Annotated in this window: 14 protein-coding genes; 5 read left to right on the top strand and 9 right to left on the bottom strand. The window is 59.4% G+C overall.

The window, feature by feature from the left end; translation table 11 throughout:
- A complete protein-coding gene (gene exbB / locus PSPTO_RS00390) occupies positions 1-957 on the bottom strand; it encodes a tonB-system energizer ExbB (protein WP_007246518.1) in 957 nt (318 codons plus the stop codon).
- A 210-nt stretch (positions 958-1,167) separates the two neighbouring features.
- Here exbB and PSPTO_RS00395 point away from each other — a divergent pair, with 210 nt between their 5' ends.
- The gene (locus PSPTO_RS00395) at positions 1,168-2,016 is read left to right on the top strand and encodes an SDR family oxidoreductase (protein ID WP_011102980.1); all 849 of its coding nucleotides are present in this window, start codon (positions 1,168-1,170) and stop codon (positions 2,014-2,016) included.
- 48 nt (positions 2,017-2,064) lie between these two features.
- On the opposite strand, the gene PSPTO_RS00400 is transcribed toward PSPTO_RS00395, so the two are convergent.
- The 6 genes from PSPTO_RS00400 to PSPTO_RS00425 form a co-directional block, all read right to left on the bottom strand.
- On the bottom strand, positions 2,065-2,802 hold the full coding sequence (locus PSPTO_RS00400; protein ID WP_003377974.1) for a lipoprotein: 738 nt from the start codon (positions 2,800-2,802) through the stop codon (positions 2,065-2,067).
- Between the two features lie 54 nt (positions 2,803-2,856).
- A complete protein-coding gene (locus PSPTO_RS00405; RefSeq protein ID WP_011102981.1) occupies positions 2,857-3,237 on the bottom strand; it encodes a RidA family protein in 381 nt (126 codons plus the stop codon).
- A gap of 25 nt (positions 3,238-3,262) precedes the next feature.
- Positions 3,263-5,368, bottom strand: coding sequence for a bifunctional GTP diphosphokinase/guanosine-3',5'-bis pyrophosphate 3'-pyrophosphohydrolase (gene spoT, locus PSPTO_RS00410; RefSeq protein ID WP_005769571.1), 2,106 nt, complete (start codon positions 5,366-5,368; stop codon positions 3,263-3,265).
- Between the two features lie 60 nt (positions 5,369-5,428).
- Positions 5,429-5,692 (bottom strand): DNA-directed RNA polymerase subunit omega, encoded by a 264-nt coding sequence (rpoZ, locus tag PSPTO_RS00415; protein ID WP_002551500.1) that lies wholly within the window; start codon positions 5,690-5,692, stop codon positions 5,429-5,431.
- Positions 5,693-5,839: 147 nt separating this feature from the next.
- On the bottom strand, positions 5,840-6,484 hold the full coding sequence (gene gmk / locus PSPTO_RS00420) for a guanylate kinase (protein ID WP_003377979.1): 645 nt from the start codon (positions 6,482-6,484) through the stop codon (positions 5,840-5,842).
- Between the two features lie 13 nt (positions 6,485-6,497).
- Complete coding sequence (locus PSPTO_RS00425; RefSeq protein ID WP_007246513.1) at positions 6,498-7,361, bottom strand: YicC/YloC family endoribonuclease; 864 nt, start codon at positions 7,359-7,361, stop codon at positions 6,498-6,500.
- A gap of 319 nt (positions 7,362-7,680) precedes the next feature.
- On the opposite strand from PSPTO_RS00425, the gene rph reads away from it, so the two are divergent.
- Both rph and PSPTO_RS00435 read left to right on the top strand, forming a co-directional pair.
- Entirely contained in the window at positions 7,681-8,403 is a 723-nt protein-coding gene (gene rph / locus PSPTO_RS00430; RefSeq protein WP_005769567.1) for a ribonuclease PH, read from the top strand.
- Between the two features lie 19 nt (positions 8,404-8,422).
- Positions 8,423-8,791, top strand: coding sequence for a DUF4870 domain-containing protein (locus PSPTO_RS00435; RefSeq protein ID WP_005769565.1), 369 nt, complete (start codon positions 8,423-8,425; stop codon positions 8,789-8,791).
- A gap of 69 nt (positions 8,792-8,860) precedes the next feature.
- Here PSPTO_RS00435 and PSPTO_RS00440 read toward each other — a convergent pair whose 3' ends face one another.
- On the bottom strand, positions 8,861-9,640 hold the full coding sequence (locus PSPTO_RS00440) for an exodeoxyribonuclease III (protein ID WP_005613323.1): 780 nt from the start codon (positions 9,638-9,640) through the stop codon (positions 8,861-8,863).
- 82 nt (positions 9,641-9,722) lie between these two features.
- On the opposite strand from PSPTO_RS00440, the gene pyrE reads away from it, so the two are divergent.
- Together pyrE and PSPTO_RS00450 are read left to right on the top strand one after the other, a co-directional pair.
- A complete protein-coding gene (pyrE, locus tag PSPTO_RS00445; protein ID WP_007246510.1) occupies positions 9,723-10,364 on the top strand; it encodes an orotate phosphoribosyltransferase in 642 nt (213 codons plus the stop codon).
- Between the two features lie 10 nt (positions 10,365-10,374).
- A complete protein-coding gene (locus tag PSPTO_RS00450) occupies positions 10,375-11,007 on the top strand; it encodes a hypothetical protein (protein WP_005769563.1) in 633 nt (210 codons plus the stop codon).
- A 251-nt stretch (positions 11,008-11,258) separates the two neighbouring features.
- On the opposite strand, the gene argB is transcribed toward PSPTO_RS00450, so the two are convergent.
- Positions 11,259-12,164, bottom strand: a complete 906-nt coding sequence (argB, locus tag PSPTO_RS00460) for an acetylglutamate kinase (RefSeq protein ID WP_002551508.1) — start codon at positions 12,162-12,164, stop codon at positions 11,259-11,261.
- Positions 12,165-12,183 lie beyond the last annotated feature (19 nt).

Consider the following 12,183-nt stretch of genomic DNA (forward strand, 5'->3'; position numbering starts at 1 on the left):
TTAGCCCACCTTGACCATGTGCGGTTGTTGTTGATTGCGTTCGGCAGGCTCTGGCAGATGATCCAGATCGCGGCTGACCAGCAACAGCACGTGTGCCGAGGCGTCGGAGACCTGGGCCTTGTAACCGGCGATGGAGCGCGCAAACACGTTGTAGATCACCACCGCAGGAATCGCGGCAACCAGACCCAGCGCCGTGGCCAGCAGGGCCTCGGCGATGCCGGGGGCGACGACGGCAAGGTTGGTGGTCTGGGTTTTGGCGATGCCGATGAAGCTGTTCATGATGCCCCACACGGTGCCGAACAGACCCACGAACGGCGCCGTAGAACCGATGGTTGCCAGCACGCCGGTGCCCATGCTCATGTTACGGCCACAGGCTGCTACCAGGCGCTCGAGGCGGAAGCTGACACGCTCCTTGATCCCTTCGCGTTCACGGCTGTTGGCCGAAAGGCGCATTTCTTCAAGCGCGTCGTGCACCAGCAGGTGGGCAAGCGTGCCTTCCTTGCTGGCGGTTGCGCTGGCTTCTGTCAGGGAGCGGGCTTTTTTCAGGTTGACGATTTCTCCGCGCAACCGGCGCTTGGCGCCCAGCAACTCGAAACCCTTGGAGATCCAGATGGTCCACGTAATGATCGAGGCGATGGCCAGCCCGATCATGACGATCTTCACGACGATGTCGGCGTTCTGATACATGCCCCACGGCGACAGGTCATGTGCCATGCCCAGGCTGTTGTCTTCAGCCACTGGCTCCAGCGCCTGAACCGGTGCGGCGGCGTCAGGTGCAACAGGAGCCGCTGCCGCTGGAGCGGCGGAGGCTGCAGGGGGGGTGGTCGCTGGCGCCGATTGATCCGCGAGTGCCACGGGCACGAACATCAGGCTCAAGACAAGGGCTGCAATACCACGCCATGCACGAGGCAGGCGAGGCAGCTTGGTAGGCGAAGCGATTGATTGAATGCGTGTCATGCTGGCCGGACCTGAGAGAAAAATAGGGGGATGATTCCAGTGCGTCGTTCAGTACTTTCGACGCTCGCATGGAACAAATGGGCTGCCATTATTGCAAATCGTTCTTGTTAACAAAAGTAATACTGTATCTTTTTTACATATTTGCCCAAATGCCCGACCTTCAACGACCCTTTTGCAAGGTGCTGACACCGCCTTGTACGGAGATATCAAATGACTGCTCCTTCGCTTCTGATCGCCGGTTGTGGCGACATCGGTTCTCGACTCGCTACCCGGCTTCAGCCCCATGGCTGGGTTGTCCACGGGCTGCGCCGCACTGTTTCCGAGCTTCCGGCCGGGGTGATTGGCGTGGAGGGTGATCTGTTCGAGGCTCAGCGGCCCGCGCAGTGGCCCACTGCTGCGCTGGACTACGTGGTGTATTGCGCCACGCCTTCACAACGCGACGAAACGGGTTACCGGATGGCCTATGTGGAAGGCCTGCGTAACGTATTGAGCTGGCTTGAGCAGACGGGGCAGCAACCCAAACGGCTGATCTTTGTCTCAAGCAGCGGTGTCTACGGCCAGCAGAACGGCGAGTGGGTCGATGAGAATTCGGCCACCGAACCGGGCGGCTATACCGGCACGGTGATGCTTGAGGCCGAGCAGCTTGCGCTGAACAGCGGGTTGCCCGCCACGGCCGTCAGGCTGACCGGCATTTATGGCCCGGGGCGCAGCGATCTGTCGAATCGTGTGCGCCAGGGGCACAGCGTGCGGGTGGACCCGCCTGTCTACGCCAACCGCATTCATGCCGATGACGCCGCCAGCCTGCTGGAACACCTGCTGCAAGCGGACTTGCGCGGTGTGGCACTGGAAAGCTGCTATCTGGGGGTCGATGATGACCCTGCCGCGCTGGCCGACGTGGTGGCGTGGCTGCGTGAGTATCTAGGCGTGACCGAATGGTCGGAGGATGTCAGCGTGCAGCGCGTCGGCAGCAAGCGTTGCAGCAATGCCAGGGCACGAGCCTTGGGATGGGCGCCGATGTACCCGGATTACCGGGCTGGCTATGCGGCTTTACTGGGGTAGAACGTTGATTCATGAGCGCCGTTGCAGGCGCTCATGAATATCAATTGCTTACTGCTGTTGCAGCAACCAGTGACGTGCGCCCGGACGCAATTCAGGCATCTGGTCTGGACCGGCATTGTTTACTGCCTGGAAAATCTCCAGTTGCTTGCCTTTGCGGGAGAAGATCCAAGGGTTGCCCTTTTCGGCCTTTTCCAGCCACATGCTGTCGTATTCGCCGCTCATGGCTGCACAATCGCCAGCCAGGCATAGCGCGAAACGATCATTTTCGGGAAGCCCCTGCACACTGCCATCAGGCATGAATTGCACAGTGCTGCCTTGGCCGTCGCCTTCAACAACGGTCCATTTGCCACCCATGTAAGCGCCGTACAGCGCTCTCTCAAAGCTGCTGCCCGGCTGGGCACCCTCAGGCGCAGGGTTCTCTGGCTTCTGGAAGTGTTGTTCCGGGCCAGACTCGCTGGCGGCTTGAACCAGGTCGCCGCCCTTTACGCTCAGGTCTTCAAAGAAGTTGCCGTAGAAGTCGATGTGCAGCTTGCCTTCGGCGGCACTGACAATCTTGCCTTCGCCCAGCTCGAAACCGTTTGAGTAGATAGCCTGATTGGCCTTGGAGTTGATTTTCCACTCCAGATTCGGGCCATTGGCGAGCAGTGCCTGACGCAGATTGCCTTGTTTGACGGCAGCGTCGATGGCGGTCTGGTTGATCCAGGTGCCGTCCGGGTTGCGGTCGGCGAGGCTGGCGCAGCCGCTCAAAATGACGGCGAGCAGCGAAATGACGAGCGCGGAACGCATAACGGATTCCTTCCTTCAGGGAGAACGGGGCGCGAAACGCGCTCCGTCGGGAATTTATTCGATGACGAGAATCGCGTCCATTTCAACCTGAGCGCCACGCGGCAATGCCGCAACGCCAATGGCCGCACGCGCCGGGTACGGCTGCGAGAAATAGCTGCCCATGATCTCGTTGACCTTGGCGAAGTGACCCAGGTCGGTCAGAAAGATGTTCAGTTTGACGATGTCCTTGAACGAACCGCCCGCGGCTTGCGCAACCGACTTCAGGTTTTCGAAAACCTGAGTGATCTGGGCTTCGATGCCTTCAACCAGCTCCATGGTGCTCGGGTCCAGCGGAATCTGTCCGGACATGTAGACGGTGTTGCCAGCTTTGATCGCCTGGGAATACGGGCCGATAGCCGCAGGGGCTTTGTCGCTGGTGATGACAGTCTTGGTCATGAAGAACTCCTGATGATTGGATTGCCTACGCGCGCATCCGGGTGATGCGTGTGACACCGGTCAAGGCGCGCAGTTTCTTGATCACGCGGGCCAGGTGCACGCGGTCGTGCACACTGACCACCAGTTGGACCACGCTGATGCGACCATCGCGTTCGTCCATACTGATTTTTTCGATATTGCCATCGGCTGCGTTGACGCTGCTGGCCAGCAAGGCGATCAGACCGCGCTGGTGCTCTAGCTCGACACGCAGCTCGACATTGAATTCGCCGGTGACGTCCTTGGCCCAGGAAAGCTGGATGCATTTTTCCGGGTTGTGGCGGATTTCGCTGATATTACGGCAGTTATCCAGGTGCACGACCATGCCCTTGCCCGCAGACAAATGGCCGACAATCGGGTCGCCCGGGATCGGCGTACAGCATTTGGCGTAGCTGAGTACCAGACCTTCGGTGCCGCGAATCGCCAGCGGGCCTTCCGGGCTTGGCAGTTGCTCGCCTTCGCCCAGCAAGCGGCGGGCGACGACATAGGCCATGCGATTGCCCAGGCCGATGTCTTCGAGCAGGTCTTCCAGCACCTCGACCCGATATTCATTCAGCACCAGTTGAATGCGCTCTGGCGTGACCTTGTCCAGGCTGCATTCAAAGCCGTTAAGCACCTTGTTGAGCAGGCGCTCGCCAAGGTTGATCGACTCGGAGCGGCGTTGCAGCTTGAGCGCGTGGCGAATATGGGTACGTGCCTTGCCGGTGACGACGAAGTTCAGCCATGCCGGGTTCGGACGTGCGCCGGGGGCGCTGACAATCTCGACCGTGGAGCCGCTCTGCAGCGGCTCGGACAATGGCGCCAGTCGACGGTTGATGCGACAGGCAATGCAGCTGTTGCCGACATCGGTATGCACTGCATAGGCAAAATCCACTGCCGTGGAGCCTTTGGGCAGCTCCATGATCCGGCCCTTGGGCGTGAAAACGTAGACCTCGTCCGGGAACAGGTCGATCTTGACGCTCTCGATGAACTCCAGGGAGTTGCCCGCGCGCTGCTGCATTTCCAGCACGCCCTTGACCCACTGCCGGGCGCGGGCGTGAGTGCCCTTGGGCTGCTCGTCATCACTGGATTTGTACAGCCAGTGCGCAGCGATGCCGTTATTGGCCATCTCTTCCATTTCGCGTGTGCGAATCTGGATTTCGATCGGTACGCCGTGCATGCCGAACAGCGTGGTATGCAACGACTGGTAGCCGTTGGCCTTGGGGATCGCGATGTAATCCTTGAATCGGCCGGGCAGCGGCTTGTACAGATTATGTACAGCGCCCAGCACGCGATAACAGGTATCGACCTTGTCGACGATGATGCGGAACGCGTAAACGTCCATGATCTCGTTGAAGGCCCGGCGCTTGCCGCGCATCTTCTTGTAGATGCCGTAGAGGTGTTTCTGCCGCCCGCTGACGTCGCCTTCGATGCCATCCACCGCAAGGCAATGGCTCAGGGACTCTTCGATCTTGTTGACCAGCTCCTTGCGATTGCCCCTGGCGCGCTTGACCGCCTGGTTGATTCGCGAGGAGCGCATCGGGTACATGGCCTTGAAACCCAGGTCTTCAAATTCGATGCGCACACTGTGCATGCCCAGCCGATTGGCGATGGGGGCATAGATTTCGAGGGTTTCCTTGGCGATGCGGCGGCGCTTTTCACCGGACAGGACTTCCAGTGTGCGCATGTTGTGCAGGCGGTCGGCGAGCTTGACCAGAATCACGCGGATGTCCCGCGCCATCGCCATGGCCATTTTCTGGAAGTTTTCGGCCTGAGCTTCGGCTTTGGTCTCGAAGTTCATCTGGGTCAGTTTGCTGACCCCGTCGACCAGTTCCGCGACGGTTTCGCCAAACTGCGCGCTGAGCGCTTCCTTGGCAATACCGGTGTCTTCGATGACGTCATGCAGCATCGCAGCCATCAGGCTCTGATGGTCCATGTGCATGTCAGCAAGGATATTGGCTACCGCAAGAGGATGGGTGACGTAGGCTTCACCGCTGCGACGGCGCTGGCCATCGTGGGCTTGTTCGGCGTAGAAATACGCTCGGCGGACCAGATTGACCTGGTCCTTACCGAGGTAGGCCGACAGTCTGTCGGCGAGGGCGTCTATGCTCGGCAAGGCGCTACCCCCTGCCAATGGCTTTTACCCTGCGCCGTACTGCGTCGACCCGGCATAGGCTTAGACGGCCTCGTTGGACTCGTCCTCAAACGCTGCAAACAATGGTTCATCTTCAACGATTTCAGCTTCTGCGATTACAGCGTAATCCATCAGGCCCGCTGCGATTTCGCGCAGAGCCATAACGGTAGGCTTGTCGTTTTCCCACGCCAGCTTTGGTTCTTTGCCGCCGGTTGCCAGCTGACGGGCACGCTTGGTAGAGAGCATGACCAGCTCAAAGCGGTTATCCACGTGTTCTAGGCAGTCTTCAACGGTTACGCGGGCCATGGGTATTCCTCGTAGCAAATGCGGATGCGCGATGCCCGGATGGGCGAGCGGACTCAATAGTTTACAAGCGGACGGCACCCTGCATCAAGCGGCAAGCCACCAACGGTGTGTTTTTAACCTGCAACCTGTTGCATGGAAACGGCTCGATCAGGCCAGCAACTCCTGAAAAAGCTCGCTGTATTGTTCTTGCTGATGCTGCTGAGTCAGGCGATTTGCGCGAAAAATGGACTTGAGGTCTTCCAGCGCGCCGGCAAAATCATCGTTGACCACTACGTATTCGTACTCGTTGTAATGGCTCATTTCACTGACCGCTTCGCGCATCCGCGCTTCGATGATCTCATCGCTGTCCTGACCCCGGTTGGTCAGACGCTGACGCAGCGCCTGCTGGGACGGCGGCAGAATAAAGATGGACCGGGCCTGCGGCATTTGCGTACGAACCTGGCGGGCGCCCTGCCAGTCGATTTCCAGAATCAGGTCGTGACCTTCATCCAGCGTCTGCTGCAGATGGCTCTGCGAGGTGCCATACAGATTGCCAAAAACCTCGGCCTGCTCCAGAAAGTCGCCGTGCTCGATCATGCGCACGAACTCGGCACGATCGACGAAGTTGTAGTTCACGCCGTCCACTTCGCCAGGGCGCATGGCGCGGGTGGTGTGCGAGACCGAGACGCGAATCTTCGCCTGCGCGCCGTGTTGAGGCTCTTGCTGGGCGTCCATCAAGGCTTTGACCAGGCTGGTCTTGCCCGCGCCGGACGGGGCGGAAATGATGTAAAGGGTGCCAGTGATATGGGTCATGTCAGGTTCAGCCTTACTCAATATTCTGCACTTGCTCACGCATCTGCTCGATCAACACTTTAAGGTTGACGGCGGCCTGCGTGCTGCGTGGGTCAAAGGCCTTGGAGCCCAGTGTATTCGCTTCGCGGTTAAGCTCTTGCATCAGGAAATCAAGACGACGACCCGCCTGACCACCGGCCTTGAGCACACGGCGCACTTCGGTGACATGCGTGCTGAGGCGGTCCAGCTCTTCGGCCACGTCGCTTTTCTGTGCCAGCAGAACCATCTCCTGCTCCAGCCGCTGAGGATCAAGCTCGGCTTTCATGTCGGCAAAGCGATCGAGCACTTTCTGGCGCTGAGCGGCCAGCATCTGCGGGACCAGCGTGCGCAAAGTGGCCACTTCCCCGACAATGGAAGACAGGCGCTCATCCAGCAACCTGGCCAGGTCTGCACCTTCACGGCCCCGCCCCAGTTTCAATTCGCTCAGCGCGTCATTGAACAGCGTCAGCGCCTCGGTGTTCAACACTTGCGGGTCGCTGGCATCGGCGACCAGAACGCCCGGCCACGCCAGCACCTCAAGCGGGTTCAGCGCGGCAGGCTGCTTGATCAAGCCAGCAACCGATTCGGCGGCGGCGATCAATTGACCCGCACGCTCGCGATCAACCTGCAGCGGCTTGCCGGCGGTCTCTTCGACAAAGCGCAAGGTGCATTCAACCTTGCCACGCGACAGACCCTGGCGCAGCGCTTCGCGAATCGCGCCCTCCAGATCGCGGAACGATTCAGGCAGGCGCAGGTGAGGCTCAAGGTAACGATGATTGACCGAGCGCAGCTCCCAGCTCAATGTGCCCTGGGCGCCAGCCCGCTCTACTCGGGCGAAGGCAGTCATGCTGTGCACCATGGGATTTACCTCTTTGTTCAGATCAGACGGCTCGGCTCAGATGATTCTGCTCAAGAGCGCGTAAAAACGGCTGCCATCCCTACGGGCGAAGCCGACAGGCCAGAGGCGCAGGATTGTAGCGCAGTGCAACGCAGGCTCCCAATCCGGCGATGAGACAAGCGCCGCAAGGCACTGCACTTCATCGCGCCAAGCGCTCGAAAGCCTTGTTTCAGAGCACTCCGGTAGTGCCATACCGGCATTGACGACTTTAGAGATGCCCAGTCGCAGCGATGGCCTCTATAATGATCGACAGTTTTCCGTCTCAGTACAGGTATCCCAGATGAAACGTCCAAGTGGTCGCGCCGCCGATCAGCTCCGCTCGATCCGCATCACCCGCAACTACACCAAACACGCCGAGGGTTCTGTACTGGTCGAGTTTGGTGATACCAAGGTGATTTGCACCGTCAGCGTCGAAAACGGCGTGCCACGCTTCCTCAAGGGCCAGGGCCAGGGTTGGCTGACTGCCGAATACGGCATGTTGCCGCGCGCCACCGGCGAGCGTAACCAGCGTGAGGCCAGCCGTGGCAAACAGGGCGGTCGTACACTCGAGATCCAGCGCCTGATCGGTCGTTCGCTGCGCGCAGCACTGGACATGTCCAAGCTGGGCGACGTCACCCTGTATGTCGATTGCGATGTCATTCAGGCTGACGGCGGCACTCGTACCGCGTCCATCACCGGCGCAATGGTTGCCCTGGCAGATGCCTTGAAAGTCATCAAGAAGCGCGGCGGCCTGAAAGGCGGCGACCCGCTCAAGCAGATGATCGCAGCCGTTTCGGTCGGCATGTATCAGGGCGAGCCGGTGCTTGACCTCGATTACCTGGAAGATTCCGCCGCTGAAACCGACCTGAACGTGGTCATGACCAGCGCAGGCGGCTTCATTGAAGTACAGGGCACCGCAGAAGGCGCACCGTTTCAGCCTGAAGAGCTGAACGCGATGCTCGCTCTGGCACAGAAGGGCATGACCGAATTGTTTGAAATGCAGCGCGCCGCACTGGCCGACTGATAAAAAGGAGAGCTTGATGATGAATGACAGTCCGCAGCCCTTGTACAAACCCAGCCGGGAAGCCCGCCAGTGGGCGATGTTCTGTCATTTATCTGCACTCATCGGGCTGGTCTTTCCCTTTGGCAATCTCCTTGCGCCATTGATTCTCTGGCAAATGAAGAGGGAATCAGACCCGTTCATCGACTCGCAAGGCAAGGAAGCGCTGAACTTTCAAATCACTGCCGCGATTGCGGGCCTGATATGCATAATGTTGATGTTCGTGGTAATCGGCATCGCGCTGTTCATGCTGGTATGTCTTGGCGCTTTCATACTCACGGTTATCGCCGGAGTGAAGGCCAACAATGGACTGGAATATCGTTATCCGTTTACCTGGCGCGTGCTGAAATAACGCACCGCGCGAGCAACGCAAAAAGCCGACTTCAAGTCGGCTTTTTCATGTGCGCTGTTTACCTGACGATCAGATAGTCAGGGTCCAGTCGTAATCAACGATCAAGGGCGCGTGCTGTGAAAAGCGCGGCTGACGTGGCAGACGGGCGCTACGCACAAAGCGGCGCAGGCCTGGTGTCAGGATCTGATAATCGAAACGCCAGCCCAGATTGAGCATCTCGGCCTGTTCGTTATCTGGCCACCAGCTGTACTGATCACCCTCACGACTGACTTCACGCAGGGCATCGACATAGCCCATTGTGCCGACAATCTCGTCCATCCAGGCGCGTTCAGGTGCCAGGAAACCAGGAGATTGCTGACTGTCACGCCAGTTCTTGATGTCGAGCTTCTGCTGCGCCACATAGAGCGACCCGCAGTAGATGTACTCGCGACGCTTGCGGCGTTGCTTGTCCATGTACTTGCCGAAATCGTCCATGAGCTTGAATTTCTGGTTCAGATCTTCATCCCCGTTCATTCCCGAAGGGAAGAGCAGGGTGGCGATACTGACCTTGTCGAAATCTGCTTGCAGGTAACGCCCGTAGCGGTCGGCTGTCTCGAAACCCAGGCCACTGATGACCGCCTTGGGCTGCAACCGCGAATAAAGCGCCACACCGCCCTGGGCTGGAACTTCGGCTTCGCAGGCATAGAGAAAGTAGCCATCCAGCTGAAAAGCTGGATCATCCAGTTCAAAGGCGGAGGCGCGGGTGTCCTGTAAGCAGATGACGTCGGCATTCTGAGCTTGCAGCCAACTGAGCAAACCACGCTCGACTGCGCCCTGAATGCCATTTACGTTCACACTGATGATCCGCATAAATGGCCCCAAAAATCACGTGCGTGTATGATACCCGAGCTCTACCTAATTAGCTAAATCCGTGGTATTCGGGGCTTTTTTCATGCAAGCGTATCAACGCGATTTCATTCGTTTTGCCATTGATCGAGGCGTTTTGCGCTTTGGTGAGTTCACCCTCAAGTCCGGGCGCACCAGCCCGTACTTCTTCAATGCCGGGCTGTTCAATACCGGTTCCGCACTGGCTCAGCTGGGGCGTTTCTACGCAGCGGCGGTCGTCGAGAGCGGTATCCGCTTCGACGTTCTGTTCGGCCCGGCCTACAAGGGCATTCCGCTGGCGTCGGCGACAGCCGTGGCGCTGGCCGAACACCATGACCGGGATCTGCCGTGGTGCTTCAACCGCAAGGAAGCCAAAGCGCACGGCGAAGGTGGCAGCCTGGTCGGTTCTCCGCTGGCGGGCAACGTGCTGATCATAGACGACGTGATCACTGCGGGCACGGCCATCCGTGAGGTCATGCAGATCATCAAAGACCAGGACGCCACAGCGGCTGGCGTGCTGATCGCCCTCAATCGCCAGGAACGCGGCAATGGCGAGCTGTCGGCGATTCAGGAAGTCGAGCGTGACTTCGGCATTCCGGTGGTGAGCATCGTTTCACTGAATCAGGTGCTTGAGTTCCTGGCCGATGACGAACAGCTCAAGCAGCACCTGCCTGCCGTCGAAGCCTACCGCGCGCAATACGGAATCTGAGGTCAGGCCTATGGCAGTCAGCGGCAGACGACAGCATCCGGTTTCAGGCACGCTAAGCATTTTGGGGCTGTGGCTGGCGCTTGGCATGCTTGCGCCCCTGATCGCTCAAGCCGCCGACGCGCCGGAAATCCGCCTTTATCGCTACGTTGACAGCCGCGGCGTGACGGTGATCGATACCCAGGGCGTGCCGCCCGACTATGTCGCCAAAGGCTACGAAGTGCTCAATGGCCGTGGCCGGGTAATACAGGTCGTACCGCCCGCACCGACCGCCGAGCAGATTCGCCAGATTGAAGCCGACAAACGCCAGGCCGCCGCTGATGCACAGCTGTTAAGCCTGTACAGCAGCGTGGGGGAGGTGGATCGCGTCAAGGCCCGCAAACTGGCCGAACTGGATGCGCTGGTCGGCGTTGCCCAAGGCAACATCCAGGGGCTTGCCGCGCAGCAGCGCAACCTGCAAAGCCAGGCAGCCGATCTGGAGCGCGCAGGGCGTCCGGTTCAGCAGGCACTGGTCGATCAGCTCAATGACCTGCGCGACCAGCAGTACAAGCTACAGGCCGACATCGCCGGGTATCAGGCCGCACGCGTAAAAGCCGAAGCCGGTTTCGCCGAAGATCGCGTGCGCGTACAGCGGCTGACGCAGTAGACCACGCCTTCAAGACCGGACGCGGAGCGTCCAGAACGGCATGCCGACGCAGAGCGTCGCACGATAGTTGAGATTATCGTTCCGCACATTCCAGCCCTGACACCTATCGCTCCTCACGCTCCAGCGCAGGAATGCCTTGGGCGACGCTCTGCGTCACAAATCCATGCAGCACCACACCCTAAAGGACGGGACATAAGAACCAAAAAGCCCCGTCAGCGTCAGCTCACGGGGCTTTAGGTGTTACGCCTGAATCAATGCCGCTTGCGGTTGGTAATCTGGGTACCCACACCGCTGTCGGTGAAAATTTCCAGCAGGACCGCGTTAGGCACTCGCCCATCGATGATATGCGAGCTGTTGACGCCGCCCTGAACCGCTTCCAGCGCGCAACGGATCTTCGGCAGCATGCCGCCGTAGATAGTGCCGTCAGCGATCAGACCATCGACCTGCTCGGTGGTCAGGCCAGTCAATACCTCGCCCTGCTTGTTCATCAAACCTGCGATGTTGGTCAGCAGAATCAGCTTCTCGGCCTTGAGGGCCTCGGCAACCTTACCCGCTACCAGGTCAGCATTGATGTTGTAGGACTCGCCATCCGGCCCCACACCAATAGGCGCGATGACCGGAATGAAATCCCCTTTGACCAGCATGTTCAGCAAGCCGGTATTAACCCCGACTACTTCGCCCACCTGACCGATGTCGATGATTTCCGGCTTGGTCATCTCCGGCGTCTGGCGCGTGACGGTGAGCTTCTTCGCACGAATCAGCTCAGCGTCCTTGCCGGTCAGACCGATGGCGCTGCCGCCATGACGGTTGATCAGGTTGACGATGTCCTTGTTGACCTGGCCGCCCAGCACCATCTCCACTACGTCCATGGTCTGTGCGTCAGTGACGCGCATGCCATCGATGAAGTGGCTCTCGATGGACAGGCGCTTGAGCAGATCACCGATCTGCGGCCCGCCGCCATGAACCACCACCGGGTTGATACCGACCGCTTTCATCAACACGATATCGCGCGCGAAGCCGGTTTTCAGCTCCTCGCTCTCCATGGCGTTGCCGCCGTACTTGATAACCAGCGTCTTGCCGACGAAACGGCGAATGTACGGCAGCGCTTCGGAAAGAACCTTGGCTACATTAGAGGCGGCATCACGTTCGAGGGTCATTCAGGGCTCCAGTCAAAAG

The organism is Pseudomonas syringae pv. tomato str. DC3000, assembly GCF_000007805.1.
In the GTDB taxonomy this organism is placed as follows: Bacteria; Pseudomonadota; Gammaproteobacteria; order Pseudomonadales; family Pseudomonadaceae; genus Aquipseudomonas; species Aquipseudomonas avellanae.